This window comes from Pseudanabaena sp. FACHB-2040, assembly GCF_014696715.1.
In the GTDB taxonomy this organism is placed as follows: domain Bacteria; phylum Cyanobacteriota; class Cyanobacteriia; order Phormidesmidales; family Phormidesmidaceae; genus JACVSF01.
The window spans coordinates 38,714-65,461 of record NZ_JACJQO010000019.1 but is presented as its reverse complement, the minus strand read 5'-3'; the positions used below and the strand labels follow the sequence as shown (position 1 = coordinate 65,461).

Below are 26,748 nucleotides of genomic sequence, written 5' to 3'. Positions count from 1 at the left end.
CTGATTCTGCATTCATTTTGGGGCCGGTGGCGATCCCTACTATTCTAGGCTTTGGGCGGAAACTGCGTTTGCGGTTAGTCAGGATGCCGGGGGTATCGCACCAGCTTAGGCGATGTAGGGCGATTCTTTCCGGTTCTTAAGACCATATTCCAGGATCACCCCGTTTTAAGATAAGTAAATACTTCAACCTGTTGGGAGGTGGCTATGCGGATTTTGGTCATGGGGGGCACCCGCTTCATTGGCGTTTACCTGACCCGTCTGCTCGTAGAACAGGGCCATGAAGTGGTGCTGTTTAACCGAGGCAGCAAGCCCGCTCCAGTAGCTGGAGTACAGCAAATTCAAGGCGATCGGCGAGATGCTGCTGGGCTAAAAGAAAAACTGGCTGGGGAATCTTTTGACGCCGTTTTTGACAACAACGGGCGAGAACTGAGTGACACCCAGCCCTTGATTGAAATTTTTGACGGCAAGCTGCAGCAATTTGTCTATGTCAGCTCGGCTGGGGTATATCTCAAGTCTGAGCAGATGCCCCATATAGAAGGCGATGCGGTCGATCCCAAGAGCCGCCACAAGGGCAAGTTTGAGACTGAAGCCTACCTAGCGGATCAGAAGGTACCTTTTACCTCAATCCGCCCGGTTTATATCTACGGCCCGCAAAACTACAACGACTTAGAAGCTTGGTTCTTTGATCGAATCGTGCGCGATCGCCCAGTGCCGGTGCCGGGTAATGGCATGCACCTGACTCAGCTAGGCCACGTGCAGGACTTAGCGGTAGCGATGGCGGCGGTTTTGGGTAATGACAAAGCCATCGGCCAGATTTACAACATTTCTGGAGCCAAGGCGGTAACTTTTGACGGGCTGGCCCGTGCTTGTGCTGAAGCAGCTGGAAAGTCTGCTAGCGACCTGAAGATCGTTCACTACGATCCTAAACAGTTTGACTTTGGCAAGCGCAAGGCGTTTCCAATGCGGGTGCAGCATTTCTTTACCGCCATTGATAAAGCCAAAACCGAACTCAACTGGCAACCCCAGTTTGATCTAGTCAGTGGGCTGCGCGATGCCTATGAGCAAGACTACCTGGTGAGCGGGCGCGATCAGGCTGAGGTTGATTTCTCTACAGATGAAGAAATTTTGAGCGCTATCGGCGGTTAGCGGCAATGTCCATCCCCCGAGCGTTGTCTATCCCTGGCAAGATGGGATGTGATAGATAAATCAGTCTTTGGCCTGGTTGATCCCATCCTCCTGCTGCAAAGGGGCCGAAGCAGGCTCATTTTTTCTCGCTGTTAATTGTTCTGATGGCTGCTTATGCCTACCCAACGTCCCGATATTTTATTCCTCGTTCTTGATACTCAGCGGGCGGATCGGCTGTCCTGCTATGGGTATGAGAAAGAGACTTCCCCCAATCTAGATGCGATCGCAGCCGAATCCACCCGCTTTACCCAGGCCATTTCGGCAGCGCAGTGGACGGTGCCTTCTCACGCCTCTATGTTTACGGGTCTGTACCCCTCTGAACATGGACTGCTGCAGTCTTACTCCGTAATGTCTCCCGACCTCACCACCCTGGCAGAACGGCTGCGGGATGGCGGCTACTTTACAGCAGGCTTTTGCAATAACCCCCTGGTAGGCGTGATCAATAACGGCCTGCGGCGAGGCTTTATCAGCTTTCTCAACTACAGCGGTCTGCTCACCTCTCGGCCCAATCAGGCGGGCGCGTCGCCGGGGCTAATCAGCCGCTATCGTCAGTGGTTTAAACGCCAGGTGGCAGGCGTGCTGAACAAAATTCAGAACGCGTTTGCCCGCTCAGATGCGCTGCTGGCCCTGTCTTTTACGCCGCTGATGGTGCCCCTGTGGCAGACGGCCCTCAGCTTTAAAGGCAATACCGCCAAGTCTTTAGAAGATACGGCCCGCCTATTCATCAATCGAACCGAGGTTGAGGCCGACCAGCCTGTGTTTGCCTTCGTCAACCTGATGGGCACTCACATGCCCTATCACGCTCCCCGCGCCTACGTCGAAAAGTTTGCGCCCCACGTGCTGGATGACCGCAAAGCCCAAACTTTTTTGCAGCGCTTTAACGGAGATGTATACGGCTGGCTGGCCCCGCTGACTGGAGCCCTAGACGAGCGCCAGAAGAAGACCCTAGACGGCATGTACGATGCTGAAGTGGCCTATCAAGATGACCAGCTAGGCGTCTTTTTTGACCGCTTGCGCCAATCCGGTCGGCTCGACAATACTCTGGTGATCATCTGTGCTGACCACGGTGAACACCTGGGCGAAAAGCAGTTTATGGGCCACAGCCTGTCGATCTACAACGAGCTGATCCGGGTGCCGCTGATCATTCGCGATCCGGCTGGGCAGTTCCCGAGTGGCGCTGCAGTCGAGCCGGTGGTGTCAACCCGTCGGCTGTTTCAAACGGTGCTCTCGGCAGCGGGGCTGGCGACTGCTGAAGAAGCGGCCCTAAGCCTGACTGAGGCGCTGTCGCAGACGGCCGAACGAGACTATGTCTTTGCCGAGGCGATTCCGCCGCAGAATGTGGTGAATCTAATGCAGCGACGGCAGCCAGAACTGGTCAAAGAGCGGGCCTGCGATCGCATTCGTCGGGCTGTCTGGGTGGGCCGCCATAAACTCATCGAAACCGAAGGCCAAGCCGTCGAGCTCTACGATGTGCTAGAAGATCCGACAGAGGATTTGAACCTGAGCGGCATTTTGCCAGAGAATGTAGAGCTGCTTCAGGAGTGCCTGCAGGCGTTTTCTGGGGGCTCAGAGGAGGGTCTGGCAACGGCAGAACGGGCCACCAATTTTGAAGATCCGGAAGTGCGGCGGCGGCTGCAGGAGTTGGGGTATTTAGAGGATTAGGCATGTATCCACCCGTTAGTCCCATTATTTTTGAGATCGGCCCCTTTGCGCTGCGCTGGTACGGCCTGCTGATGCTGGCTGCAATCTTGACCGCTGCCTTTGTTGCCGGTCGAGAGGTTGCCCGCAAAGGAGAAGACCCCGAAAACCTTTGGGACATGCTGTTCTGGATCTTGATTCCGGGCTTTCTTGGGGCGCGGCTGTACTACGTGTTTATCCAGTCTCCGCGCGGCCCCGAGGGCTTGGGCTACTATCTGGAAAACCCTGGCCGCATTTTGCAAATCTGGGGTGGCGGCATTCACATCTTTGGCGGCTTTATCTTTGGGGCTATTGCCCTATGGATTTTCACCCGCCTACGCAAGCTCAATTCGCTGCCTTATCTGGATGCGATCGCACTAGGCCTACCCCTGGCTCAGGCCATTGGCCGCTGGGGCAACTTCATCAACCAGGAACTCTACGGCCCACCCACGACCCTACCTTGGGGCCTGCGGATTGATCCCGAACACCGCATTGCCCCTTACAACAACCTGGCTCAATACCCCGATAGCACCCGCTTTCAGCCGCTCTTTCTCTATGAGTCGCTGTGGAACTTGGCCGGGTTTCTGGTGCTGTACGGCATCTCTCGCCGCTTCAAGGCCCAACTTAAGCCAGGGGATTTGGCTCTGTGCTACTTGATTTGGTATCCCCTGGGTCGCTTTTTTATTGAGTTTTTGCGCACCGACTCCTGGTTTTTTCCCGGCACGCCCTTCAACGTGGTGCACGTGCTCTCTGCGATCGCAATTATCGCCGCAGCCACTACGCTCTACCTTCGCCACCGTCGGGGAGCGCAGGTGTCTAGCTAAGCAGATTTCCGACTAGCCTCCCTGCTGAACTTCTTCTGGGTCGCGCCATAGCACTAGGTTTGGGTTAATGGGCTGGAGCGTGGTCCCTGGGAAGTAAAACTGCAAAATGCGATCGTTCGTCCAGCCTAGATTGCCCAGTCGGTAAGCGCCCGTTTGGCTCATGCCGACTCCATGCCCAAAGCCGCCGCCAACAAAGCGATAGCCGGTGATGGGCGGAGTTATGGGGGCCGCATTAGGAGCAGGGTTGGGATTGGGCGGTAGCTCCTGGTAAATCGGATCGATGTAAAACAGCAGGCTGCGAGGAGCCGAAAGCACCCGCACAATTTCATCCTTGACGAGGCTGACTGTGCCCGCGTCGGTCTGCACCTCTACTGCCTGCACCCGTCCAGAGGCCGCCCGTTCCGACACCCGCAGTCCGGTAACTTGGTTAAAAGCGGCCTTAGGATCCTGACGCCGCTCTAGGTAGGTGCGAATGTCTTGGTTAACTTGTGGCAAGGGGCTGTCGTACTGCCAGCGGAAGGTGTCCCAAGTATCTTCGTTAAAGCCCTGCTTGAGGTTGATAAAGGCTCGAAAGTTTTGCTCATCGCCGAGGGGACGCAGGGCCAGATCCCAGCTGCCCTGGACAGAATCCACTACGGCCTGGAGGTAGGGCCGATCAGGCCCGTTCCAGACATGGCTGAAGGGAGAGGTAATGCCGCCTGCCGTGGAAGAGTAGAGAGCATCAACCAGCTCATTCTGATAGGTCAACACTAGGCCCTGGGTGGTTGCGATCGCATTATCCGAAGCCGGAGCCGCGCCGCCGACCCCCCAATACACCTGGCATTGGGTATCGGCACAGAGCTGATAGTTGTCGATGGCAAACCGGCGCAGATTTCGCAGAGCATAGGTGCGGGCCAAGATTGCCTGAGCTTCAATGGCCGTTTGGGGCGCACCCAGCCCGATCTCGTGGGGCACCACACCCCGCAGGTACGTCTCGATCGGCACATCGTTAACCAGGGTGTAAGTGCCGTAGGTATTGGGCTGGAGCCGCATTATTCCGCCATAGAGACGAGTCTCCTGCACCCGATCCCCGGCTGCTTCAACCACTCGAATTCGCTGGTTGCCGCTGCGAATGCTCACCTCATCTCGGTTGTAGCGAAAGCCGTTGGCGATAAAGGCAGCTTTGGGTGTTTCTGCCAGCACCTGGCTCTCGAGATAAGAATCGCTCAAGCCTTGGGCCTGAATATTTTTGAGCAGCAGCCGCCGCAGCAATGGGGTGCTGTAAACGTCTCGCTTGGCCCACACCTCCCATGAGCGAGGCTGGGCAATTTCGGTTTCAATGCCGCGCTGCTGCCACTGCTTAGCGCTATCTTCAGCGCTCTCGAAGCTGCGGTGGCTGCTGAGCACGACCCGTTCTTGCAGGGCTGGAGCTGGCAGCGGCTGGGGAGAGACGACTATTTCAACTTGGGTCGTCTGGATTGTTTCGGGCTGGCCTTGAGTGGTGAAGTCCAAAACTAGCTGGTCGCCCGGCAGGGGTTCTAGCTTTAGGGTTTTGGTTGGCTCTTCGCCAAACCGCTGCACCACTCCCACCTGGATTACTGGATTAAGGGGAGCCTGAGTCTGGGCTGGCGTGGGCTGAGCAGCGATCAGCCCTAGGCTGAGCAATCCCAGACCACCCCAGAATGGCCTGAAGCTGATTTTTTGGACTGATCTGACTAATCTGAGCTGGCTAGAGCGCTTTTGGACAGAGGAGGGTGAAACAGTGAGTCGTGGCATCAGCAGGGCAACCCTCGACAAGTCTTTGCACTCTATTTGATAACAGTATTTTTGGCTAAACGACCACCTAAAATTACCCATCAACCGCTAAAAGTTTATTGAAAACCGTAGTCATAATGATTATGATTTATAAAGAAACGCTTTGTAGAGACGCTTTCTAGAAGGGTTGCCGTGAGAATAGAAGATATTCCCATCAAACAAATTCGTCGCCCGCTATACCGCCAGAATGATCAGGTCAAGGTTCGGACGCTGATGGAGTCGATTCAAGAAATTGGCCTGCAAGAGCCGATTGACGTGTTGGAAGTAGATGGCCAGTACTACGGTTTTTCTGGCTGCCACCGCTTCGAGGCCTGCAGTCGTCTCGGCCATGAAACCATCCGCTGCAACGTGCGACGGGCTCCCAAATCAGTCCTGAAAATGCATCTGGCTTAAGCCTCACCGGGTGTCCTACTAGCCTGCTAAGCTCTTGTTCAGGCAATGGGGGACATCGGAATATGGCCAGTATGCCAGTAGACTACACCGGGCCACTGCAGCAGCTCATGGCTCAGGCGGGTATTTCTAGCTTTCGGGCTTTAGCACGGGCGTCAGGGCTGTCTGTAGGGATCATCCTACAGGTGCGTCGGGGACAGCTGGAGCGGCTGCGGCTGGAGGGGGTTCTGCGGCTGAGCCAGGCTCTAGGCGTGTCTGTCGAAGATCTGCTTCGACAGTTTGTGCCTGATCTGAAGCCAGCCCCTGCCTCCCCGCCCACAGCAGATGCCGATCGGGTAGCGGCTGTGCAGGCAGAGTATGACCGCCTTCAGGCCCAATTTACGGAGCAGCGGGAGGTTTTGCAGGCAGCGTTTCAGGCTGAGGCGCTATCGACCCTCGAAGCCTGGCTGCTGCAGTGGCCTACGGCTGCCTATGCGGCCCAGCAGAATGCTCAGGTGCCAGCGGCTAGGCTGGTGCCGCTGATGCAGCCCGTGGAGAAATTGCTGGCAGCTTGGGGAGTACGTGCGATCGCACCTGTGGGCGCTGAAGTGCCCTACGACCCCACCCTGCATCAGCTCATGGAAGGAAGCATCCAACCTGGCGATCTCGTGCGAATTCGCTATACGGGTTATTGGCACGACGACAAATTGCTGTATCGGGCCAAGGTCAGCCCTGCGAAGCCCCCTGGCGCGTCAGGGTAATCTCCGTCAGCTCTGGTGGGCAAAACAGTCGGCCGGGCAGATAAGTGCCTAGGCCCTGGTTGACGTAGAGCCAGCTCTCCCCAACTCGGTGCAGGCCAGAGGCCCATTCCCAGTGCTGCACCACCCGGTCACAGTCTTTTCTGGAGAAGGGAAGGGCCTGCCTCAATCGTCTGAAGCGAGGTTGCTGAGCAATACTCACTAGCGGCCCCAGTCCCGGCAGCACAATCTGACCACCGTGGGTATGGCCAGAAAGCTGCAGATCGACTCGCCACTGCTGTAGGGACATAGACCCAGCCGTGTCAGGATTGTGGGAAAGCACCAGCCGGGGCAGATCGGGGGAAAGATCGCTCAGAGCCTTTCGAGGTGCAAATTCCCCTGACCAATAATCGGCTAGCCCCACCAAGGGAAACTCTGGGCCAAAAGGATAGGCTGTCTCATTCCACAGCACTGTTATGCCGACAGCCGTTAGGGCCTGAATGATAGTTTGGCGACCCCGCAGGCTGAGATTGTCGTGGTTTCCCAAAACGGCAAACGTGCCAAATCGGCTGTTGAGTGCCTTTAGATATTTAGCCAGGGTAAAGATCGGTGCCGGATCCTTGGTGACAAAATCTCCGGTAAGCGCAATTAGATCGGGAGCCAAGGCTTGAGTCTTTTCAATGGCCGCCTGCAAGAGCCAGGGCGAGAGCCGCAGCCCGTCGAAGTGAAAATCTGAGAGCTGGACAATTCGACATCCCTGCAGTCGTTCGGGTAAGTCCCGTATGGGCACCGTTACCCGTTCTACGGTCAAAGGCCCAGTCAGCAGTCGATGCATAGTTTGTTCTACAGTTATATCCCAAGCATAGCAACGGCTTCTGTTCCTTCGATGCGGACAGACCCTTCTAGAAAGTCTCCGGAGGGCTGCAGGCTACGGGATTTCGGATGAATAAGGAAGGTTGAGCCATTTTTCGGATGCGGCTTACTACCCGTCTTCAGCTTAAATTACTATGATCTACAGGTTAGGCCAGTCCAAACCTTGCTCTGATTAACCTTTCCCCAAGGGGTTCCCTGTGACCGACCAGCCCGAAAAAACACCTTTGAATCAAGCTCCCGGCCCAACTCAGTCTTACCCCCCTACGCCAGCTCGCTCACAGCCTAACCCCTGGATTGAAGGGCTGCAAACGATTGGCCTCAGCGTGGTGCTGGCGTTGGGTATTCGGCACTTTGTGGCAGAGGCGCGCTATATTCCCTCTGGTTCCATGGAGCCTACCCTGGAGGTCAACGATCGGCTGGTGATCGAAAAAATCAGCTACCACTTCAATCAGCCAGAACGGGGCGATATCGTTGTTTTTTGGCCTCCTGAAAGCCTATTTCCCCCTGGTCAGCGGCGGGATGCCTTTATTAAGCGGGTGATTGGTCTGCCCGGCGACACCGTTGAGGTCAGGGAAGGCCAAGTCTTTGTTGATGGCACTGCCTTAGAGGAAGACTATATCAAGGCTCCGCCCAACTACGAATGGGGGCCAGAAACGGTGCCTGAAGCGTCTTACCTGGTGTTGGGTGACAACCGCAACAGCAGCTACGACAGCCATGCCTGGGGCTATGTGCCTTACGAAAATATTATTGGTCGGGCGGTGGTTCGCTTCTGGCCGCCAGATCGCCTGGGTGGGCTGGATTAGTTTTTCCTCCCTACCCTGTCCACATTTCAAGAACGCGTCCCTGGAGCGTTTGGCCTAGCCAGGGCGTATTGCTAGAGCGAGAGTGCAGGGTCGTGCTGCTAACCTCCCAAGCTGCCTGCGGATCGAACAGGATCATTTCGGCAGACTGATTGGGCTGCAGTTGCGGCGGCTGTTGCCCTAAGCAGGCAGCAGGACCGCTGCTGAGCCGCTGCACTAGAGTGGTGGCAGACCAGCGATTGGTAGCAACGAAGGTTTGCCAGAGCAGCGGTAGGGCCAGCTCTAAACCGATGACGCCGGGCGGAGCTGAGGGAAAGCCAACGGTTTTTTCTTCATAGGTGTAGGGGCGATGGTCGATTGCGATCGCATTAATCCGCCCATCGCCTACGGCCTCTATCAGCGCTGCCTGATCTGCTGGATTCCCTAGGGGCGGCGCAATTCTCAGGTTGGCGTTATAGGTTTTGAGATCAGCGGCGCTGCACAGCAGGTGCATCCAGGTTGTGCTAGCGGTGACGGGCAACCCTGCAGCTTTGGCCTGGCTGATGAGCGCCACGCCTCGGGCTGTCGATAACCGCATGACATGAACCGGCGTGCCAGCCGCTGCAACACATTCTAAAAGAGTGGCTAAGGCCGTTGTCTCAGACAGGGCCGGATCGCCAGGCAGCCCGTAGATCAGCGAATGGTCTCCCTCACGCGCTACGCCTTGGCCGACTAGGGTGCGATCGCAAGGCCAAAACGCTAACGGCTTGTTTAAAGGCTGAGCATATTCCAACACTCGCCGTAGCAGCAGCGGATTTTGCAGGGGGCGACTATCGGTAAAACCGACGATACCCGCTGCTGCCAGTTCGGCCAGCTCCGTTAGACTTTCTCCTTGAGCTGCATGGGTTAGGGCTCCCCAAATGGAGATCTGCGGCAAGGTCTGGCTGTGGGCTAGCGCATTGCGACGGTACTGCAGGTCGGCCACCATTGCGGCGCTGTCGATTGCAGGAGTGGTCGTCGGCAGCACCCCCAACCGGGTAAAGCCTCCGGCTCGGCCCGCCCGTAGCAAAGACTCTAGCGTCTCGCGAGACTCGTTGCCCGGTTCTCCTGAATGGCTGTAGAGATCAATTAGGCCGGGCAGCAGCACCTTACCCTGCCCGTCGATCAGGGCGTCTTCCTCCTGAGCCGGACTAGAGCCAATGGCCGTAATCTGACCGTCAACGACCCGCACATCGGTGACCTGATCCATTGCGGTCGCCGGATCGATGACCCGCACCTGCTGAATCAGCTGACTAGCCATCTACAGAGCACCCGCTGCGGTCTTGTCGAAAATGCTGCCCGACAGGTGGGTCGTGATATTGGCGGCACTCAGCACCGGAGCACTGTCGATACCGTTGGGATAATCGATGACGCTGACTGCACCGTTGCCCTGCTTAAAGCTCCAGAATGCCTCTGGTCCTAAACCCGCAACATGACAGAGAATCGCTTTGTTGATTGCATCGTGGGCTACGACCATAACGGTCTGTGGCGTTTCAAAGCCGCTGTGGGCGGCAACGATTTGGTTCCAGGCTGCGATCGCACGTTTCCAGACCTGCTGCAGGTTTTCCCCGGCGGGCATTTGCACCGTTTCGGGAGAGTCCTGCCACTGCTGCAGCATACCGGGATAGCCTGCCTCGATTTCGGCCTCAAACTTGCCCTCCCACTCACCGTGGCTAATCTCTTGCAGGGTATCGACCAGCGAGAGAGAAAGGTGCGGGTGGTGCTGCAGGATAATTTCGGCGGTTTCTTTGGGGCGCAGCATAGAGCTGCTGTAGGCAGCATGGATAGCTATAGACTTTAAGAACTCAGCCGCTTTTTGCCCCTGCGCTCGGCCATTATCGTTCAGCGGCACGTCGATCTGGCCCTGGAATCGCTTTTGTCGGTTCCACTCGGTTTCGCCGTGCCGCACCAACAGCAGCCGGGGGCCTTGGTGGCCGTGGCGCATCTGGGGCACAGGTTCACCCATGTGGCTGGTCAGGTTCATCGACTCTAGCTGCACCGCAGAGCCCCAACCATCCGAGAAGTTGAGCACGCTAATGGCGCAGTTGGCCTGATGTAGGCTATTGTGCCCCGCCGGACCCAAGCCAATGGCCGTTGCGATTAAGGCTCGGTTAATAGCGCTGTGGGCTATTACTAGAACGGTCTGCCCGGCGTGGTGGGCTAGCAGGTGCTGCCAGAAACGCTCTGCCTGCTGATGCACTTCTCGCACCGGGTAGAACGCGACAGTTCCAGCTTCACCGGGCACCTGCATGACAAGGTTCAGCGGGTCTTGCCGCCAAGCCCGATATTCTTCGGGGTAGTTGGCCTCAGCATCAGTAAAAGACAAGCCCTCCCAAAGGGGCAGGCTGATTTCTTTGAGGTCGTCTGACTGCTGGGGGGTGGGAATGTCGGCCAGGGTTTGACGAAGCTCACCGACAATCAGCTCAGCGGTTTTACGGGCTCGCTGGAGAGGACTTGACCACACAGCATCAAAGGGGATACCAGCCAGGGCCTGACCCACTCGTACGGCCTGATCTTCGCCTGCTGGAGTGAGGGAAGACTCGTCACAGTGACCCTGGATCAGTTTTAACTGGTTGTAGCTACTCTGCCCGTGTCGGACGATGATTACGCGGGTTTTCAGGGGTTTGTCCTCATTACTGCGCTCAGCCAAGAGCCCATTTTACCCCCTAGGGTAGACCTGCGGCAGCCGTGAAGCTCACCAGGAAGGGTGTGATAATGGAGCGGCAACCCAAGCACAGCTTTTTTAATCTCCCGCATGAATACTGAGACAGACACCGCCAAGCCTTTTTCCCTCAAACGGCTGGTGCTGGTGATGCTGACCATCCTGGTCAGTGTTGTTATGGGCCAATCTTTGATCAGCAGCTGGAACCAGCCCCAGGTCGCCAGCCGCCTGCAGCTATATCAAACGGATCTGCTGCTGCAGGGCAGCGCCTGGCAGGCCGAATTTTTGTCAGAGGAGCAGCGCGCTGCTGTGCGATCGGGGTTGATAGGCAACGACCCGGTGCAGTCAGCTCTGGAGCAATATCAGGAGGTGCGGCAGACGGCAGCAAGTGCGATCGCACGTTCCCAAGCCCAGATTCAGGAACTTGATTTGCCCTCTGCCACCGAAGAAGGCAAACCCCTATCCCGGCGACTACAGGCTTCTGTGTCGCAGCAGCAGGCTTTGCTGAGCGAACTGGATCTGCGCATTGGCCTGCTGAAGGCAAATCAGGGCGAGACTGCTACCGCCGTGAGTCAGTGGCAGCAGGTTCAGGCTCAGTCCCTACCCGCTTCGGACAAGGGGCAAACCGCTGCTGCGCTGATTCAGCTTTGGCAGGATCAGGCTCCAGCTACTACCGCTGAGCAGCAGCTGACCCAAAACTTAGAGGGCTGGTTTCGCTACCGGGCCTTGGAAAAGCTCTATCAGACGGAGGGTGAGCTGGAGCAAGAAGCGACCCTGCTGACCCAGGAGCAGAGTGAAGCTGAGCGTCAGCTCGTGAAACTGGCGCTGGTCGGTACCGTTCCGGCGCTGGGGGCAGTGTTGGGGACAGGGTTACTGATCGGCCTGCTGGTGCAGCGGCTGACCCGAGGCAACGAGTCGTTGCTGCTGCAAAATGCCGGTCGGGGCTGGGATATTACGTGGAATGGGGAGATTATCTGGCAGGTTCTGATAGTAGGCTTCTTCTTTGTCGGGCAGATTGCGTTGCCGCTGCTGCTGGGCAGCTTAGGTCTGGGCTTTGCCACCTTTAGCAGCCGCGCCAGAGCCTTTTACTCAATGGCCTACTACCTGCTGATGGCCGCTAGCGGCATTGGCGTGTTGATCTGGTCTTTGCGGCCTTACCGGCCCCTGCCTGCGGACCTGTTTCGGTTTGAGCTGAAGGGACGCTGGTGGCTCTGGGGTCTGGGCGGGTACCTGGTGGCGCTGCCGCTGATGCTAGGGGTTTCGCTGTTGAACCAGCAGATCTGGCAGGGCCAAGGGGGCAGCAATCCCCTGCTGCAGACGGTACTGGAGGAGCAAGATCCGGTGGCGCTACTGGTGTTTCTGCTGACGGCTGCGATCGCAGCCCCACTGTTTGAGGAGGTCTTGTTTCGCGGGTTTTTGCTGCCCTCGCTGACGCGCTATCTGCCGGTATGGGGCGCGATTGGTCTCAGTGCCCTAATCTTTGCGGCAGCCCACCTGAGCCTGTCGGAAGTGCTGCCGCTGACGCTGCTGGGCGTGATTTTGGGCTTTGTTTACACCCGCTCCCGCAATCTGCTGGCCCCGATCCTGCTACACAGCGCTTGGAACAGCGTCACTATGCTCGGGCTGTTTATTCTAGGCAGCCGCTGAAGAACCCTCAGCAAGGAAACCCCAAGAAATCCGGTAGGATTTAGGCGTCGTTGCAACGGTTGGCCTTTATGGCGCGCAGGGTTACCCTTACTAAAATCGATCCTTTTTCTTTGGGCAAGCTGCAGGCGGCTGTTTTAGCGGCCGCCGGCCTGCTATTTGGTCTGATATTTGGCTTCAGCTTATTTCTGAGCAGTGTGACCGAGGGGCAGGCAGTAGGGGGGCTACTTTTTGCGATCGCAGCTGTCCTGGCCTTTCCCCTGGTCTATGGAGTATTGGGCTTTCTCTCCGGGTATGTCGGTAGCCTGATCTACAACCTAGCTGCCGGCAGCATTGGCGGCATTCGTCTGGCCGTTCAATTCGAGGATGAGCAGCCGTTAGGATAAAGCCTTTTTAGGTAAGAGACGCGGGAACGCGGAGAAGATAGCCAGAGAACCTTTCGTAGGAATGTAGGGCTGCGTCTGGCGCAAAATCCGCAGATTTGATGTGACCCATTACAGCCATTTTCGCTTGTATCACCACCTATCCACCCCCAGCCTGTAGCTTATTGATCCGAAAATCGCTGCAGGTTTATCCGGCTTCGGCAGGCTAGGTCGGCAGAAATGCACGGAGTTTAAGCAGGAATGCGCGGAGTTTAAAGAGCAAAAGCGGGAGAATGAGTTCTCCCGCTAGTCACTGAGCGCTGCAAAGGATGCCAACGCTTTACTCTTCTGTTTCTTCGTCTTCATCAGTGGGGTAAACGAAGCTGCCAGAGCGGCCTGTCAAAACTGATTTGCCTAAAGACAAGGCTTTTTGAGCTTGCAGAGCTGCTGTGCGCTTCCAGGTGGCCCGGCGCTTATCGCGCTTGGACTTGGAGGTTTTCTTCTTAGGAACCGCCATGGTGGTATGAGCTTAAAATTTCACAACCTTTCAATTCTAGGCGAACTGGCCCGATTTTGAAATAATTTTTAGGCTAGGGGTGCATCCAGGCTGAGATTGTGAGCTCCTGCAGAGGGGTTGAGGCTTAGAGAACCCAATAGTTTCAAGGTTTGTTGGGCCTCGCAAGCTCGACACCAACCTCTAAAAAGAGACTAGACACACCCCTAAGCAGATTTTGGAGCTGGTTTTTCTGTCTACCTAGAGGCCCATGAGAGCGTTGGCCGTACTGTAGTATTTGGCCCAGTAGGTGACATCGGGCAGGTTGCGCCATTGGTTGCGGGTTACTTCCACTGTCAAAATAGGAACCGTAATGCCCTGGCTTTCTCCCACAACAACAACAATGGCCTCGGTCACCAGCAGGTCGGCATCAAAGCTGCGCTGCACCCCCGCTCGGGCCGTGATCTGGGCTCGCCGCACTAAGCTGGCGTAGCTTTCATCCTGCTCGCGCACTAAAAACAGGCTGACGCGAGAGGTATAGGCGACTGCGGCTGGGGGCGTTAGCAGCTCTTGCCCAACCCAGGTCAGGCTTGACAGGCCCAAAACCAGGGCCAGTTTGACGGAAAAAGCCCTTAAAATACCTCTATGAGCAGCGGCATTCTTAATAGGATGACGCCAACTTTTTGGCTGAGAAATCTGCTTTGCCATGACGTTGAGATGGGCCTAGATGTTGCTAAAAACAGGGTGTTAAAAACAGGGTGCGGAGTAGTGGCTCTCGCAAAGCACCTAAACTTTAGCTACTGCGGGGAAAATCGTCAATCGTTTTTTACCTTTCTCAGGCATCAAATTTAGCCGATCTGGTAGTAAAAGAGAAGAAACGGTTTTTAAGAATGGAGTTTTGAGACAGTTCCCCCTTTTTCTGAAGCAAATGGGTGGGTAGACGATAGGATGGCAAATGAATTTTGGCGTCGCGCTTAAAGGCATTGACCCATAGAGGTAATAGGGGGCTATATGGCGAAACATTGGGCAATTGTGATTGGCATCAATCAGTATCATTCGCTTCAACCCTTGATGTACGCTCAGTCCGATGCCGTTGAGCTGCGAGACTTCTTGACCCAGGAAGCGGGTCTGCCGAGCGATCAGTGTGCTTTGCTGACAGACGTTTCTCCGATTTTTCAAGACTCTGCTACTTATCCGGCGCGTGAATCGCTAGAGCAAGTCATGCAGGATATCTGCCTAAATCGGGTTGAGGCCGAGGATACGCTCTGGTTTTTCTTCAGCGGCTATGGCGTCAGCTGGGAAGGCCAAGATTTTCTACTGCTCATCGATGCTGACCCTAACCGCATTAAAGAAACGGCAGTGTCTCTAGAGTCGGTTTTGAAGCAGCTCAAAACGGCTCCTACAGATAACCTGGTGGTCGTGCTGGATATGAATCGGAGCCTGTCTGCCCAGCCTAACCAGCAGTTGGGGCTGCAAACCCTGGAGTTGTCTAGAAGCCTGGGTATACCGCTGCTGTTGTCTTGTCAGCCAGACCAGTTCTCCCAAGAGTCGCTATCGATTCGTCATGGCTTATTCACGGCGGCCCTACTAGAGGGGCTGCGCTACCACGGGCGGCTGGTGCTGTTTCATTTAGCGGAGTATCTAGAGGAGCGGCTGCCTGATCTCTGTCAGCTCTATGCTCGACCCGTCCAAAATCCTGTCTTTTCTGTGCCTTCAGAGAAGCGCTTTTTGATGCTGGTGCCGCCCGATGCGGTAACGCGCCTACCCTTGACTGAGCGGGCTCAGGCGACGGCCGCCAGCACGGGTAATTTCGGAGGAAGTGCTGCTGGAATTTCGGTCGCCCCTGTGGCCGCTGGTGCCAATAGGACTGTGCTGGAAGATGCCTCAAGCTGGCCGACAGAGAACGGGCTATCGGTTGTTCCAGCCTCAGAATTTGCCTCAACCCCTCCGTTAGCTGGCGCTCCGAGGGCTAAAGATGCACCGAATTGGCAGCGCTGGGGCTTCCTGGCAGCAGGGCTGCTGCTGCTGGGCGTCTTGGTGCGAAATGCCTCGATCTTTCTTGGTCCCCCAACTCCGACAGGCCCCTCTCCAATAGCCGTTCAAGCGGGCAATGAGGCCCCGGCAGAGCCAGCTTCAGCCCCGCCCGTGGGAACACCCCTTTTCCCGGGTAGCCCAGCTGGAACGGGGGGAGAACTGTCGGCGCTGGAGCGGGGCCGAGTAGCTGTGGCCGAGCAAAGATACGGCGAAGCTTTGACCTGGCTCAATCAGGTGCCCACCGAGCAACGAACTGAAGATTTTCAGACGCTGCTGGATCAGGCTCAGGCGGGGTATGCGCGATCGCAACTCACCAACGAAGATGTTTTAAACTCGGCCCGCGCCATTATTCAACCTGTACCGGCCTCTTTATTTAGCGACGCTATTAAGCGAGCCCGCCAGGTGCCTCTAGGCGATCCCTTTTACGAGCAGGCGCAGCAAGACATCAACCGCTGGAGCCAGGTCATTATCGATTTGGCTGATGGGCGGGCCGCTGCTGGTCAGTTTAATGAAGCGATCTCAGCGGTGCAGCTAGTTCCCGACGATCGCCCTGAACTTTATCAGACCGCTCAAGCGCGGGTTGCTCGCTGGGAGCAGCAAAAAATCAACCGCGATGTTTTAAAGCAGGCTCAGGAGCGGCTGGTGCCCGATCAGGCTAACACCTTTGAAAATGCCATTCGGCTGGTGCGAGACATTCCGGCTGGCTATCCGGAGCGATCCATCGCTGAGGAACGCATTCAACAGTGGAGCCAAGATATCCTAGTAATTGCCCGCGCTAGAGCTGCCGAAGGCCGCTTGGAAGATGCGATCGCAGCCGCCAGCCGCGTTCCTGAAGGCACTCCGGCCTATGAGTCAGCCCAGCAAGAAATTCAAGCCTGGCAGTCTCAGCTCTAGCTGCTCAGGTCTTTTCCCAGTTCTTTGTCGTTCAACCCTTACCTATGCATCCGCAGCGTATCGAACCCGGTCCCGGCCAGGAATCAGTTTGGGACTATCCCCGTCCACCCCGCCTTGAACCCTCTACCCGCCACATTAAAATTGTCTTTAACGGCGAGATAATTGCCGACTCGCAGCAGACTCAAAGGGTGCTTGAGACCAGCCACCCGCCGGTTTACTACATTCCCCCTGCAGACATCCGCATGGAGTATCTGAGCGCTACCCCTCGCTCTACCTTCTGTGAGTGGAAAGGAGCCGCCCGCTACTACACCCTGCGAGTCGGCGACCAGCAGTCAGACAATGTTGCCTGGTCTTACCCCAGCCCTAGTCCCGCGTTCCAAGCCATTCAAGACTATATTGCGTTTTACCCAAGCCGGATGGAGGTCTGCTACGTAGACGGCGAACCCGTGCAGGCCCAAGCCGGAGATTTCTATGGCGGCTGGGTCACCAGTGACATTGTTGGCCCTTTTAAGGGGGCTTTGGGCACCTGGGGCTGGTAAGGCAGGCCCTATTGTGGGTTTGTAGGACCAGAGTTGGGGCTGATATCGAGGTCTTCTCTCGCCTGAGTCAAAACCTCTACAGCCCGTTTTAACCGAGCCTCTAGGTACTGTTTTTGATTGAGATGCTGACGCAGCTTTTGGTGGCGAGCAATGGCGACGCTAACAAAAGGAATCTGATCTGGTGGGCAAATTTGGCACTGTAGCTGCCCATCGGCATCGAGGCTGCACAGACGGTACTGCGGGTCTGGGTGGGGCGCAGTAGGGCTCTGGGCCGTGCCAGACCTAGCTGTTGCCGCTGCCTGGCAGAGCCGATCGACATAACCCGTCAACTCCTGCGGATCGGCATGGCGCAAAATTGATGAGTTCACGCCTTGACCGGCCCCGGGAGGCGACACCATCTCTAGCCAACCTTCGACAATAGGCCCTTCCAGATAAATGGCCTGAATATCTAGCAGTGTTTGCCGGAGCGCCTGGTGCCAGCCCTCCACTGCCCCCTGGATATCCTCTAGCACTTTAGTCGCCAGCGCCGGATTGGCATCATGACGATGGCTGCTAATCAAAGGCCGCTTTTTGCGGGGCAGCATCGGCAGATGAGAAGTTCTGGGCAGGAGCGGAGTCTGCACCGAACGGGGAACTACGCGGGGGCTAGCAGCATCGAGCGACTTGGAGCCAATCTCAAATGAGCATTCTCGCTGCTTAGCGGAAGACTCGGTACTGGCACTCGCCTTCTCAGGCGGTACAAATCTGGGTAGGTTAACCGAACTGGGTGAATTTGTCATGGCGGCCTGACCGAACTATAGCTTCAGCAGAGGACGAACTGAAAGGTGACGGGAGGTGCGATCGCATAAACTCTCCCCATTATTTGCCAATAATAAACACAGGCCGCAAAAGCATAACATTGTGTTATGTAGAGTCCTAGAAAATAGGGTTTGGCCTGAAGCAGAAACACTAAAGCTTGACGAACCTAGATAGAAAGGACAGCTAAAATAGAGTCGTCGTTGCCCAATTGGCTGGATAGATCATGGTGATTCCTACCCGGCTACGTTACTGGCTAGTCCGTCTTAAAGTTTTGAATCGGCCTTTGCTTTGGTGCTCAGGCTTGGCTGTTGTGCTATTGGCAGTCGTGGCTAGAGAATATCAAAAGAATCCTGAGTGGCTAGGGCGCTTTGAGGTTGAGGGCAATGGTCCGAGCACGGCCCTCTCAGACTCTACCTTGAGCCCAGACGAGCAGGCAAGCATTGCCGATATTAATAATCCAAACAGCCTCTACAGCGATCTGGGCTTAGGCTCAATCCTACCTGAACCTTCTCCCAATCAAGGAGAGGCCTTAGCGCCCCAACCCTCTCAAGATTTGCTCTCTATCCTGCAATCAACAGCTCCCGCCTCCCCTACAACGCCAGAGGCTACCCCCGGAACGGCTACTGGGCCTTTCGCCAGCTATCTCGAACAGTACCGCTTCTTAGGCAGCCGCAACCCGCTCAGCTCAGGGACTACTCAATCTTTTCTGCAGGCTCCTCCACCCGGTTCCTCCCTTAGTGCTCAACCGGGACTATCAGCCCCCCCGGTCACGCCTGCCTCTGAAAACGCTGTCATCACGCCTTTACAGCAGGCGGTACGGCAGTATAGCGATGCTAATTCCCCAACGGGAGCTACGTCTCCCCGGCTTGAGCAACCCCTTACTGGCAATGGCGAGGCGGGCTCGCTGCCGACAGGCGGGGCTCAGGTTCCCGGCATCAGTCCGGCTACCCTACCGGGAACGAATCAGACATTTCTGCGAACGACGCCCCAGATGTCGCCGCCCCCCGGCACAACTGGCTATGTCCCCCCAGCGGTGCTGAATCTGCCCGCTCCTGGGAGTGTTTCTAGCCCTACTGCGGCCCCACTGCCCTCGGCGGCAGTCGTCACGCCCAATCTGAGCCCGACGAGCCCAGGTCAACCGCTGCCTGGAAGTACGATGGGGTCTTCGGGGACTACAGTTTTGCCACCCGCTACGGGCAGCGTCTATGATACGCCTGATGTCGTAACGCCACCCCCCTTTTCTGCCCCCCGTCCGCCGGGATCTCATGTGGGAGGTGGCTACATCTACACATTTTCAGATCCCAACGGCCCAGTGCGGTAGCCAGGTTCAGGTGTAGGTGGGCAGCGCCCACCCAACGCAGTTAGCTTTAGTCGTCGAAGTGGTGAATGATGGCTTCGGCAAACTCGGAGCATTTTAACGGTGGATCAATGGGCGGCGTCATCATGCGAGCTAGGTCGTAGGTGACTTCTCCATTAGAGATGGCGGCGGCAATGCCCTGTTTAATCAAATCTGCGGCTTCCTGCCAACCCATGTACTCCAGCATCATGACGCCCGAGAGAATGACAGATCCCGGATTGACCCGATCAAGTCCAGCGTGCTTAGGAGCGGTGCCATGGGTGGCTTCGAAGATGGCGCAGGTATCGCCAATGTTAGCCCCTGGCCCCATCCCCAGCCCCCCTACGATAGCGGCGGCAGCGTCTGAGAGATAGTCGCCATTGAGGTTCATGGTGGCCAGAATGGAGTATTCGTCGGGGCGGGTCTGGATCTGCTGAAAAATGCTGTCGGCAATGCGATCGTTGACCATAATCTTGTCCTTCCACTGGCCGTTGCCGTGGGTCTGCCAGATCGCATCTAAAATGTCTTTAACTTCTTGACAGATGGCTGACTTTTTCTCAGGGGTAAGAGCATCGTAGCCAGGTTCGATCATGCGGGCATTGTCTTCAATGCTGAGATCAGGGTTCTTTTCCCGGTTGCTGAGTACCCAAGACTCGCGTTCGGTGACGCACTCCTGCCGAAATTCAGTTACGGCTAGCTCGTAGCCCCAGTCTCGAAAGGCCCCTTCGGTGTACTTCATGATGTTGCCCTTGTGCACCAGGGTCACCATTTGTTTGGCTTTGGGCAACCGCAGGGCATGGCTCATAGCCCGCCGCACCAGCCGCTGAGAGCCATGCTTACTAATCGGCTTGATGCCAATCCCGGAATCAAGGGGAATCTGCTTTTTGCCGTGCTCAGGGGTGCCGGGAATCATGTCGGTGTTGAGCAGATTGATCAGCCGGTTGGCCATCTCAGAACCTTGCTTCCACTCAATACCCAGGTAGATGTCTTCGGTGTTTTCCCGATAGACAATGACGTCGAGTTTTTCTGGAGTTTTGTGGGGGGAGGGGGTGCCAGGGTAATACTTGCAGGGCCGGACGCAGGCATAGAGATCGTGGATTTGCCGCAGGGCTACGTTGAGGGAGCGGATGCCGCCTCCAATGGGCGTGGTGAGGGGGCCTTTAATAGCAACACCGTATTCTCGGATAGCGGTGAGGGTGTCTTCAGGGAGGTACTGAAAAGTGCCATACTGCTCGCAGGCTTCGTCACCCGCATAGACTTTGAACCAAACGATCTGCCGCTTGCCGTCGTAAGCTTTGGCTACGGCAGCATCAAACACTTTTTGGGCGGCAGGCCAGATGTCAACCCCCGTTCCGTCTCCCCGAATAAAGGGAATGATTGGCATATCAGGGACAATCGGCTCCCCAGCTTTGAAGGTAATGCGTTCACCAGTGGTAGGAGGGTTGATCCGTTCGTACATGGATTAAAGACCTTGCGGGAAAAGTATTTCAAGACCTAACGTTACTTACTCTAAATCCCGGATTTTGGCAATGCTTAGCTAAACTCTTTAGTGTGTTAATTTCACTGAAAATGAAAAGTGCTCGTTGAGGGCTAGTGAATTGAAGGGTTGAGCTACCCCTGAGGCTCGTTCTAGAGCAGGCTTTAAAGAATTAGATTATCGAATGAAAACTATATTAATCGTCGATGATGATTTAACGCTGCAGGCTGCTCTCACCCGTCGCCTACAGCAGCAAGGTTTTGGAGTCGTCAATGCCACCTCCGCAGCAGAGGCGTTGTCGCTTTTTGACAAAGATAGGCCAGATGTCGTGGTTTCTGACGTGCTGATGCCTCAAATGGATGGGTTTGAGTTTTGTCGGCGGCTGCGGGCTAGCCCCTCAGGAGAACTGGTGCCGTTTATTTTCCTCTCTAGTCTGGGAGAGGTAGAAAGTCGTATTCATGCCCACACCATCGGGGCTAATGATTACTTAGTTAAGCCCTTTCACCCTAGAGAATTGATCGCTAAGATAAACGGTCTGATTGAGCGGGCAGAGAAAATTCAGGCTCAGGTAGAGCGGTTAGTGGGGCAGGTGCGATCGCAAGCCGACCCCGCTGCTGCTACTCCCGAGCCATTGCCCCTCACGCCTGCAGAGGCCAAAGTTTTTTGGGAAGTGATTCAGGGCTACACTAATAAGCAAATTGGCGAGCGGCTGTTCATCAGCCCCCGTACAGTGCAGACCCACCTCAGCAACATTCTCAGCAAACTCTCGCTAGAAAACCGCTCCCAGCTAATTCGATTTGCCTTTGAGCATGGCTATCAAACCCCCAGCGAGACAGCCGAAACAGGACAATCTTGAGGCCAGTTAAGGCATTGTTTGCTGCAGAGGTTCCCAATCCCTTTTATGATCAGGAAATAGACCCATTCCCTGTGGGCCTGCGGAGAGGCTGGCTAACGCGTCAGCAAATCCGGTTAGGCATCCAGGATTTTGCCCTACTGGTTTAGCATGAGTAGTTTTACAGCGCATTCGTCATCCCCTGCCGCTTCCAGTGGCGACGCTCTGGAGAACTTGCGGCAGCAGCTGCGGGCAGAGTCCTTGAAAAAACAGCTGTCAGCCATCCATGAGCTCGTGGGAATTGGCGATCAGGGCATTGAGCTGCTCCAGCAGGTTTTGCTGGAACGACAGGAGCAGCCCCCTGAAATTTTAGACGGCAAAATTATTCAGGTTCTCTACGCCACGCAGCGGCCGGAGATACAGAGCTTTTTGCAATCCCACTGGCCCCAGGGCCGAGTGCCCACGCCCTCCGAGCGAGGCATTGACTATGCCTCGCTGCAGGCGCTGCTTGTGGCTCAGTCCTTTGAGGCAGCCGATCGGCTCAACATGCAGAAGCTCTGCGAATTGGCAGGCCCCGACGCAGCCCGCCGCAAATGGCTCTACTTCACTGAGGTCGAACAGTTCCCAGCGGTGGATTTGCAGACGCTTGACACCCTCTGGCGGCTCTACTCCGAGGGCAAGTTTGGCTTCTCCCGGCAGCGCCAGATCTGGCAGGGGCAGGGGCAGAGCTGGGAAAAACTTTGGACTCGCATTGCTTGGAGAAATGAGACCACCTGGACCCGCTACCCCAACGAATTTATCTGGGACTTGAGTGCTCCAGATGGCCACTTGCCGCTGTCGAACCAGCTGCGAGGTGTGCGAGTAATGGCCGCTCTGCTGAGCCATCCGGTTTGGTCTGCTAGCCGTTAACGTCTATGCCTCGCCAACGGACTCGGTCTGATTTGCCCACCAAAATTTGCCCGGTGTGTCAGCGTCCCTTTACCTGGCGCAAGAAGTGGGCCGACTGTTGGGACGACGTGAAATATTGCTCGGATCGCTGCCGTCGCCGCCGCTCTCAGGCTCAGGACAGTTAGCGACAGTCTCGATTGGGAACTTTATTGGGGCAGGAATGTGTTTTGAGACATCCCATTGCGGATTGCTCTCCCCTAGAATGAGGGGCTATGCCACAAGAGAGAGGGATTGGTATGCAAATTCAGCCCAAGGTCATCATTCACGGAGGGGCTGGCAGCTCTCTTCACAGCAAAGGCGGGGTTGAATCCATCCGCAAAGATCTGCGAGATATCGTAGAAGAGATTTACGGCAAGCTGCTGGCTGGAGCCGATGCCAAGATGGCTGTGATCTACGGCTGCCATATGCTAGAAGATAACCCCTGTTTCAATGCAGGTAAGGGATCGGTGCTGCAGTCAGATGGCCAGGTGCGGATGAGCGCTTCTCTAATGGACGGTGCAGCTCAGCGTTTTAGTGGCGTGATCAATGTGTCTCGGGTGCAGCACCCGACGGATTTGGCCGCTTTTTTGCAGGACTGTGATGACCGGGTACTATCGGACTACGGCTCTGCTGAATTGGCGCGGGAGATGTGTCTGCCGGTCTTTGATCCAGCAACGGAGCTGCGACTGAAGGAGTGGCAGCAGGAGCGGGCCAACCATTTCCAAAAAGCAATGGCGGGCGTGGTGGCTGAGAAGGAACTGATCGACACCAGCGCTCGGCGCGGCACTATTGGCGTCGTTGTGCTCGATAGCGAGGGCCGACTGGCTGCAGGCACCTCAACTGGAGGCAAGGGCCTAGAACGCATTGGTCGGGTGAGCGACTCGGCCATGCCTGCCGGCAACTACGCCAACCCCTTTGCTGGCATTAGCTGTACGGGTATTGGTGAAGACATTATCGATGAGTGTTTGGCCCCTCGCATTGTGATCCGCGTGACGGATGGGCTGTCTCTAGGGCAGGCATTTGCCAGATCCTTTACCGAGGCCGAGCAAAATGGGCGCGACTTTGGGGCGATTGGGATAGATCGCACGGGTGCGATCGCATGGGGCAAAACCAGCGACGTGCTGCTAGCGGCCTACCACACTGGCACTGACATCGGCGACACGTTAGAGCAGGGAATCGGTACAATGACGGGCACCTGTTAACCGTACCCCAGCAATGGACAACAAGCCCCCCAAGTCTGCTGACGAAACCGCTGTACTGAAGATCGACCCCGCTACCCTTGTGCTAATCATTGCAGCTCTGATTCTGGTGCCGCTGCTCTTGACTGGGTTTATCTCACAGTAGGCCAAACTGCCGCAGCCGCTCGTCAGTGAAGTCGGGCACGACTAGAGTTGCCCCTACTGCGTAGAGCTTGTCTGGGGCATGGGTTGTGGCGATGCCGATGGTAGTAATTCCGGCCCCGACCGCTGAGCAGATTCCCGAAGTGGAGTCTTCAAAAACAACGGCTTCTTCGGGGTGAAGATTAAGCTGCCGCAGGGCTTCCCGGTAGGGCAGCGGGTCGGGTTTGCCTAAGGGCAACTCTCCTGCCAAAATCACTGGATTAAAAGTGTCGGTTAGGGCCAACGTTTGCAGCATGAACTCGGCATTAGCTCGGGGAGCATTGGTGACGACGGCCATTGCTAGCTGCTGCTGCTGGCCCCACGTGAGCAGCGGCATGAGTCCGGTGACTGGGCGCAGCTGGTGACCTGCCATTTCGCGAAAGCGAGCTTCTTTGTCAGCACTAAACTGCGGCTCTTGGTCAGGGTAAAGTTGGGGCAGCAAATCTTTGACAATATTTTCATTGAGGCGACCGCTGATATGCTGCTGGTAAAATGCCTCATCTACCTCGTACCCATAGGGCTGAAGAACTTCACGCCAAATGACTCTGTGAATGGGGTCTGTATCGGCTAACGTGCCATCTAGGTCGAACAACAAAGCCTTCAGCATGATGAGATGAGAAAAGGTGGATCGAGTAGGCTTTTCTAAAACCTTAATGCAAGTATAGCTGGGATTATCAGTGCGACTGGGCAGGCGGGTTGGGGAATTTAGATTTTGAAAGGGTCTATGAATAACTGGAAGCAATTAAAAGCTGTTCGTTTCTTGCTCTGCTTCACTAGAATCCCGCTAATTTATATTTTCTTGAGGGGGCATATTCGCAAACAAAATGGGTTCTCTGTAGATGCCAGAGGGATTTGTATTCCCTGGTTAACCTATCCAATGATCGATTACTTGGAAAATCTCGATACAGCCAACTGCACCATATTCGAGTTTGGCTCAGGGGCGTCTACACTTTGGTGGGCGAGAAAAGCGAAGAAGGTGGTTGCGGTAGAGATGGAAAAGGATTGGTGTGACCAAGTAAAACAGTTCCTGCCCGACAATGCCAATATCTACCATTGCCCTAACGGCGAAGACTATCTCGGTATTATAAATAGCTTTGATGCCCCTTTTGATGTAATTGTTGTTGATGGTGCAGAGAGATATCGAAGTGCTCAAAATGCTATTTCAAAGTTGTCCAATCAGGGCATTGTTATTCTAGATAACTCAGACTGGTATCCCAATACAGCTAAATTTCTGATCGAAAACGGATTTATCCAAATAGATTTTTACGGCTTTACGCCTAACAACTCTTTTCCCCACTGTTCTTCCCTATTTTTTAGAGATCCTGCTGCGTTATCAAAACGCACTCGAACCTTTAAACCCGTTATTGGAGGCAAGCTGATACCCAGTGGCGCGCTTGATGATGGATAACTGGGTAACCGGAAGAACTCTTGAGGTTTCCCTTGGGCAATATTAATGGGTTGGACTGCTAAGTGAGTAGCCTAAATTTAAGCGAGCAGCCTAAATCAGAGATGCTTGCAATGATAATTTCTGACTACCTACTTAGAAACTTTGTGGGTGCGCTATCAGATAGAGCTTTTGAGAGGTAACTTTTCTATTCCTACAAGAATCCAGCGGAGGATTATTGATAAAGATCTGTTAGCATAGGGACTTGCCAGTACATTCCGGTCTGCTGCTGGCTGCTTGGATTTTTCCCGTTTGGGCTATCCATTGTAAAAAAATAACTGCTCTTAGACTGGGCCCAGGCGTTGGATTTGGGGTAGGGGCACACTAGGAGCAAACTATTTCATGACATTTCAAACTCTCGGCCTTTCAGCCGAACTTCTTCGTGCTGTCGCCGACCAGGGCTATACCCAGCCAACTCCGATTCAGCAGCAGGCGATTCCGGTAGTTCTGCAAGGGCAGGACATTTTGGCGACGGCCCAAACTGGCACGGGTAAGACGGCTAGCTTTACCCTGCCGCTTCTAGAGCGCTTGAGCGCTCCGGTGCCAAAGAAAAATCGCCGCCATCCCCGGGCGCTCATCCTGACGCCGACTCGGGAACTGGCTGCTCAGGTGGGCGATAGCGTGAGCACCTACGGGAAGTACCTGGATCTGCGCTCAACCGTGATTTACGGAGGCGTTAGATTTGGACCTCAGATGCAGTATCTGCAGCGCGGCATCGATGTTTTGGTGGCGACACCCGGGCGGCTGCTGGATCACCTGAACCAAAAAACGCTGGATCTATCCTGCATCGAAATTTTGGTGCTGGATGAATGCGATCGCATGCTCGACATGGGCTTTATCCACGACATCCGCAAAATTTTGGCGGCAGTGCCGGCTGAGCGTCAGACCCTGATGTTCTCAGCTACATTCCCTCAGGAGATCCAAGAGCTGGCTGGCGGCCTGCTAGATCACCCTACTTTCATTGATGTAGCGCCTCGCAATACGGCCTCTGAACAGGTTGAACAGGTGGTACACCCCGTCGATCGCCATCGTAAGCGCGAACTGCTGTCTTACATGATTGGCCATCACAACTGGAAGCAGGTGCTGGTCTTTACCCGCACCAAGCATGGGGCCAACCGTCTGGCCGAGCAGCTTACCCAAGATGGCCTCAAGTCTACCGCTATCCACGGCAACAAGAGCCAGGGCGCTCGCACCCGGGCATTGGCTGACTTTAAGCGCGGTGCTGTGCGGGTTTTGGTTGCTACCGATATTGCCGCTCGGGGTCTGGACATAGACCAATTGCCCCATGTGGTCAACTTTGAGCTGCCTAACGTGCCCGAAGACTACGTACACCGCATTGGTCGTACTGGGCGAGCAGGTAATGAGGGACGGGCAGTTTCTTTGGTATGTGGCGAGGAATATCCGCTGCTAAAGAACATCGAACGGCTGCTCAAGCGCCCCCTGTCTAAGGATGTGATTCCGGGGTATGAGCCTGTTGCACCCATGCAGAGCGAGTCTGCCTCAAGCAACGCGGGTCGCCCCCAGCGTCGTCGAAGCGGGCAAGGTCAATCTCGGGGAAGCAGCTCTCCCAAGAGCGCAACCGCTTCTCAGCCCATCGCTAGGAAGGCTGCCCCTGGTGTTCGCACTCGCAAACGGCTGCACTCGGCCTAG

Annotated in this window: 27 protein-coding genes; 18 read left to right on the top strand and 9 right to left on the bottom strand. The window is 55.6% G+C overall.

The genetic code is table 11. From position 1 onward, the window contains the following. The first annotated feature begins 204 nt into the window (after nucleotides 1-204). The 3 genes from H6G13_RS20465 (at nucleotide 205) to lgt (ending at nucleotide 3,686) form a co-directional block, all read left to right on the top strand. Nucleotides 205-1,146: an NAD-dependent epimerase/dehydratase family protein gene (locus H6G13_RS20465; RefSeq protein ID WP_190486283.1), complete on the top strand. Its 942-nt coding sequence runs from the start codon at nucleotides 205-207 to the stop codon at nucleotides 1,144-1,146. A gap of 153 nt (nucleotides 1,147-1,299) precedes the next feature. Next, nucleotides 1,300-2,847: a sulfatase gene (locus H6G13_RS20460; RefSeq protein ID WP_190486281.1), complete on the top strand. Its 1,548-nt coding sequence runs from the start codon at nucleotides 1,300-1,302 to the stop codon at nucleotides 2,845-2,847. 2 nt (nucleotides 2,848-2,849) lie between these two features. Then, on the top strand, nucleotides 2,850-3,686 hold the full coding sequence (lgt, locus tag H6G13_RS20455) for a prolipoprotein diacylglyceryl transferase (RefSeq protein ID WP_190486279.1): 837 nt from the start codon (nucleotides 2,850-2,852) through the stop codon (nucleotides 3,684-3,686). 12 nt (nucleotides 3,687-3,698) lie between these two features. Here lgt and H6G13_RS20450 read toward each other — a convergent pair whose 3' ends face one another. Beyond that, on the bottom strand, nucleotides 3,699-5,441 hold the full coding sequence (locus H6G13_RS20450) for a SpoIID/LytB domain-containing protein (protein ID WP_190486277.1): 1,743 nt from the start codon (nucleotides 5,439-5,441) through the stop codon (nucleotides 3,699-3,701). Nucleotides 5,442-5,612: 171 nt separating this feature from the next. Here H6G13_RS20450 and H6G13_RS20445 point away from each other — a divergent pair, with 171 nt between their 5' ends. Together H6G13_RS20445 and H6G13_RS20440 are read left to right on the top strand one after the other, a co-directional pair. Next, nucleotides 5,613-5,873: a ParB N-terminal domain-containing protein gene (locus H6G13_RS20445; RefSeq protein ID WP_190486275.1), complete on the top strand. Its 261-nt coding sequence runs from the start codon at nucleotides 5,613-5,615 to the stop codon at nucleotides 5,871-5,873. Between the two features lie 62 nt (nucleotides 5,874-5,935). Then, nucleotides 5,936-6,610 carry a helix-turn-helix transcriptional regulator gene (locus tag H6G13_RS20440; RefSeq protein WP_242028443.1) on the top strand — a complete coding sequence of 225 codons (675 nt, stop codon included), beginning with the start codon at nucleotides 5,936-5,938 and terminating at the stop codon, nucleotides 6,608-6,610. On the opposite strand, the gene H6G13_RS20435 is transcribed toward H6G13_RS20440, so the two are convergent. Beyond that, the gene (locus H6G13_RS20435; RefSeq protein ID WP_190486273.1) at nucleotides 6,576-7,421 is read right to left on the bottom strand and encodes a metallophosphoesterase; all 846 of its coding nucleotides are present in this window, start codon (nucleotides 7,419-7,421) and stop codon (nucleotides 6,576-6,578) included. The two genes, H6G13_RS20440 and H6G13_RS20435, sit on opposite strands and share 35 nt — an antisense overlap. 331 nt (nucleotides 7,422-7,752) lie before the next feature. Between H6G13_RS20435 and lepB the strand changes: the two genes are divergently transcribed. Continuing rightward, complete coding sequence (gene lepB / locus H6G13_RS20430; RefSeq protein ID WP_347277516.1) at nucleotides 7,753-8,262, top strand: signal peptidase I; 510 nt, start codon at nucleotides 7,753-7,755, stop codon at nucleotides 8,260-8,262. A gap of 10 nt (nucleotides 8,263-8,272) precedes the next feature. Here lepB and H6G13_RS20425 read toward each other — a convergent pair whose 3' ends face one another. Beyond that, entirely contained in the window at nucleotides 8,273-9,538 is a 1,266-nt protein-coding gene (locus tag H6G13_RS20425; protein ID WP_190486271.1) for a dihydroorotase, read from the bottom strand. Beyond that, nucleotides 9,539-10,897 (bottom strand): histidine phosphatase family protein, encoded by a 1,359-nt coding sequence (locus tag H6G13_RS20420; RefSeq protein WP_190486974.1) that lies wholly within the window; start codon nucleotides 10,895-10,897, stop codon nucleotides 9,539-9,541. It abuts the gene before it with no gap. Between the two features lie 135 nt (nucleotides 10,898-11,032). Here H6G13_RS20420 and H6G13_RS20415 point away from each other — a divergent pair, with 135 nt between their 5' ends. Beyond that, nucleotides 11,033-12,586, top strand: coding sequence for a CPBP family glutamic-type intramembrane protease (locus tag H6G13_RS20415; RefSeq protein ID WP_190486269.1), 1,554 nt, complete (start codon nucleotides 11,033-11,035; stop codon nucleotides 12,584-12,586). Between the two features lie 68 nt (nucleotides 12,587-12,654). Further along, nucleotides 12,655-12,969 carry a hypothetical protein gene (locus H6G13_RS20410; protein WP_190486267.1) on the top strand — a complete coding sequence of 105 codons (315 nt, stop codon included), beginning with the start codon at nucleotides 12,655-12,657 and terminating at the stop codon, nucleotides 12,967-12,969. Between the two features lie 316 nt (nucleotides 12,970-13,285). Here H6G13_RS20410 and rpmF read toward each other — a convergent pair whose 3' ends face one another. Then, complete coding sequence (rpmF, locus tag H6G13_RS20405) at nucleotides 13,286-13,462, bottom strand: 50S ribosomal protein L32 (RefSeq protein ID WP_190486266.1); 177 nt, start codon at nucleotides 13,460-13,462, stop codon at nucleotides 13,286-13,288. A gap of 237 nt (nucleotides 13,463-13,699) precedes the next feature. Further along, the gene (locus H6G13_RS20400) at nucleotides 13,700-14,146 is read right to left on the bottom strand and encodes a hypothetical protein (protein ID WP_190486264.1); all 447 of its coding nucleotides are present in this window, start codon (nucleotides 14,144-14,146) and stop codon (nucleotides 13,700-13,702) included. Between the two features lie 303 nt (nucleotides 14,147-14,449). On the opposite strand from H6G13_RS20400, the gene H6G13_RS20395 reads away from it, so the two are divergent. After that, nucleotides 14,450-16,366 carry a caspase family protein gene (locus H6G13_RS20395; protein WP_190486262.1) on the top strand — a complete coding sequence of 639 codons (1,917 nt, stop codon included), beginning with the start codon at nucleotides 14,450-14,452 and terminating at the stop codon, nucleotides 16,364-16,366. A 44-nt stretch (nucleotides 16,367-16,410) separates the two neighbouring features. Beyond that, nucleotides 16,411-16,905 (top strand): DUF427 domain-containing protein, encoded by a 495-nt coding sequence (locus H6G13_RS20390; protein WP_190486260.1) that lies wholly within the window; start codon nucleotides 16,411-16,413, stop codon nucleotides 16,903-16,905. A gap of 8 nt (nucleotides 16,906-16,913) precedes the next feature. Here the strand turns inward: H6G13_RS20390 and H6G13_RS20385 are convergent, their stop codons facing one another. Next, on the bottom strand, nucleotides 16,914-17,684 hold the full coding sequence (locus H6G13_RS20385; RefSeq protein WP_190486258.1) for a hypothetical protein: 771 nt from the start codon (nucleotides 17,682-17,684) through the stop codon (nucleotides 16,914-16,916). Nucleotides 17,685-17,926: 242 nt separating this feature from the next. On the opposite strand from H6G13_RS20385, the gene H6G13_RS20380 reads away from it, so the two are divergent. After that, nucleotides 17,927-19,024: a hypothetical protein gene (locus H6G13_RS20380; protein ID WP_190486256.1), complete on the top strand. Its 1,098-nt coding sequence runs from the start codon at nucleotides 17,927-17,929 to the stop codon at nucleotides 19,022-19,024. A gap of 46 nt (nucleotides 19,025-19,070) precedes the next feature. Here H6G13_RS20380 and H6G13_RS20375 read toward each other — a convergent pair whose 3' ends face one another. Further along, complete coding sequence (locus tag H6G13_RS20375; protein WP_190486254.1) at nucleotides 19,071-20,498, bottom strand: NADP-dependent isocitrate dehydrogenase; 1,428 nt, start codon at nucleotides 20,496-20,498, stop codon at nucleotides 19,071-19,073. Nucleotides 20,499-20,700: 202 nt separating this feature from the next. Here H6G13_RS20375 and H6G13_RS20370 point away from each other — a divergent pair, with 202 nt between their 5' ends. The 5 genes from H6G13_RS20370 (at nucleotide 20,701) to H6G13_RS29235 (ending at nucleotide 23,619) form a co-directional block, all read left to right on the top strand. Next, entirely contained in the window at nucleotides 20,701-21,372 is a 672-nt protein-coding gene (locus H6G13_RS20370) for a response regulator transcription factor (RefSeq protein WP_190486251.1), read from the top strand. 147 nt (nucleotides 21,373-21,519) lie between these two features. Then, nucleotides 21,520-22,257, top strand: coding sequence for a GUN4 domain-containing protein (locus H6G13_RS20365; RefSeq protein ID WP_190486250.1), 738 nt, complete (start codon nucleotides 21,520-21,522; stop codon nucleotides 22,255-22,257). A 5-nt stretch (nucleotides 22,258-22,262) separates the two neighbouring features. Beyond that, nucleotides 22,263-22,421 (top strand): DUF2256 domain-containing protein, encoded by a 159-nt coding sequence (locus tag H6G13_RS20360; RefSeq protein WP_190486248.1) that lies wholly within the window; start codon nucleotides 22,263-22,265, stop codon nucleotides 22,419-22,421. A 105-nt stretch (nucleotides 22,422-22,526) separates the two neighbouring features. Beyond that, nucleotides 22,527-23,477, top strand: a complete 951-nt coding sequence (locus H6G13_RS20355; protein ID WP_190486972.1) for an isoaspartyl peptidase/L-asparaginase — start codon at nucleotides 22,527-22,529, stop codon at nucleotides 23,475-23,477. A 13-nt stretch (nucleotides 23,478-23,490) separates the two neighbouring features. Beyond that, nucleotides 23,491-23,619 carry a hypothetical protein gene (locus H6G13_RS29235; protein ID WP_277882539.1) on the top strand — a complete coding sequence of 43 codons (129 nt, stop codon included), beginning with the start codon at nucleotides 23,491-23,493 and terminating at the stop codon, nucleotides 23,617-23,619. Here H6G13_RS29235 and H6G13_RS20350 read toward each other — a convergent pair. Continuing rightward, the gene (locus H6G13_RS20350; protein WP_190486246.1) at nucleotides 23,611-24,261 is read right to left on the bottom strand and encodes an HAD-IA family hydrolase; all 651 of its coding nucleotides are present in this window, start codon (nucleotides 24,259-24,261) and stop codon (nucleotides 23,611-23,613) included. The genes H6G13_RS29235 and H6G13_RS20350 overlap by 9 nt on opposite strands. 117 nt (nucleotides 24,262-24,378) lie before the next feature. On the opposite strand from H6G13_RS20350, the gene H6G13_RS20345 reads away from it, so the two are divergent. Together H6G13_RS20345 and H6G13_RS20340 are read left to right on the top strand one after the other, a co-directional pair. After that, the gene (locus H6G13_RS20345) at nucleotides 24,379-25,062 is read left to right on the top strand and encodes a class I SAM-dependent methyltransferase (protein ID WP_190486244.1); all 684 of its coding nucleotides are present in this window, start codon (nucleotides 24,379-24,381) and stop codon (nucleotides 25,060-25,062) included. 378 nt (nucleotides 25,063-25,440) lie between these two features. Further along, nucleotides 25,441-26,748, top strand: a complete 1,308-nt coding sequence (locus H6G13_RS20340; RefSeq protein WP_190486242.1) for a DEAD/DEAH box helicase — start codon at nucleotides 25,441-25,443, stop codon at nucleotides 26,746-26,748.

Coding starts and splice junctions, on each gene's coding strand:
- H6G13_RS20465 (WP_190486283.1), top strand. CDS start 205: ATGCGGATTTTGGTCATGGGGGGCACCCGCTTCATTGGCGTTTACCTG.
- H6G13_RS20460 (WP_190486281.1), top strand. CDS start 1,300: ATGCCTACCCAACGTCCCGATATTTTATTCCTCGTTCTTGATACTCAG.
- lgt (WP_190486279.1), top strand. CDS start 2,850: ATGTATCCACCCGTTAGTCCCATTATTTTTGAGATCGGCCCCTTTGCG.
- H6G13_RS20450 (WP_190486277.1), bottom strand. CDS start 5,441: ATGCCACGACTCACTGTTTCACCCTCCTCTGTCCAAAAGCGCTCTAGC.
- H6G13_RS20440 (WP_242028443.1), top strand. CDS start 5,936: ATGGCCAGTATGCCAGTAGACTACACCGGGCCACTGCAGCAGCTCATG.
- H6G13_RS20435 (WP_190486273.1), bottom strand. CDS start 7,421: ATGCATCGACTGCTGACTGGGCCTTTGACCGTAGAACGGGTAACGGTG.
- H6G13_RS20425 (WP_190486271.1), bottom strand. CDS start 9,538: ATGGCTAGTCAGCTGATTCAGCAGGTGCGGGTCATCGATCCGGCGACC.
- H6G13_RS20415 (WP_190486269.1), top strand. CDS start 11,033: ATGAATACTGAGACAGACACCGCCAAGCCTTTTTCCCTCAAACGGCTG.
- H6G13_RS20410 (WP_190486267.1), top strand. CDS start 12,655: ATGGCGCGCAGGGTTACCCTTACTAAAATCGATCCTTTTTCTTTGGGC.
- rpmF (WP_190486266.1), bottom strand. CDS start 13,462: ATGGCGGTTCCTAAGAAGAAAACCTCCAAGTCCAAGCGCGATAAGCGC.
- H6G13_RS20400 (WP_190486264.1), bottom strand. CDS start 14,146: ATGGCAAAGCAGATTTCTCAGCCAAAAAGTTGGCGTCATCCTATTAAG.
- H6G13_RS20395 (WP_190486262.1), top strand. CDS start 14,450: ATGGCGAAACATTGGGCAATTGTGATTGGCATCAATCAGTATCATTCG.
- H6G13_RS20390 (WP_190486260.1), top strand. CDS start 16,411: ATGCATCCGCAGCGTATCGAACCCGGTCCCGGCCAGGAATCAGTTTGG.
- H6G13_RS20385 (WP_190486258.1), bottom strand. CDS start 17,684: ATGACAAATTCACCCAGTTCGGTTAACCTACCCAGATTTGTACCGCCT.
- H6G13_RS20380 (WP_190486256.1), top strand. CDS start 17,927: ATGGTGATTCCTACCCGGCTACGTTACTGGCTAGTCCGTCTTAAAGTT.
- H6G13_RS20375 (WP_190486254.1), bottom strand. CDS start 20,498: ATGTACGAACGGATCAACCCTCCTACCACTGGTGAACGCATTACCTTC.
- H6G13_RS20370 (WP_190486251.1), top strand. CDS start 20,701: ATGAAAACTATATTAATCGTCGATGATGATTTAACGCTGCAGGCTGCT.
- H6G13_RS20365 (WP_190486250.1), top strand. CDS start 21,520: ATGAGTAGTTTTACAGCGCATTCGTCATCCCCTGCCGCTTCCAGTGGC.
- H6G13_RS20360 (WP_190486248.1), top strand. CDS start 22,263: ATGCCTCGCCAACGGACTCGGTCTGATTTGCCCACCAAAATTTGCCCG.
- H6G13_RS29235 (WP_277882539.1), top strand. CDS start 23,491: ATGGACAACAAGCCCCCCAAGTCTGCTGACGAAACCGCTGTACTGAAG.
- H6G13_RS20350 (WP_190486246.1), bottom strand. CDS start 24,261: ATGCTGAAGGCTTTGTTGTTCGACCTAGATGGCACGTTAGCCGATACA.
- H6G13_RS20345 (WP_190486244.1), top strand. CDS start 24,379: ATGAATAACTGGAAGCAATTAAAAGCTGTTCGTTTCTTGCTCTGCTTC.
- H6G13_RS20340 (WP_190486242.1), top strand. CDS start 25,441: ATGACATTTCAAACTCTCGGCCTTTCAGCCGAACTTCTTCGTGCTGTC.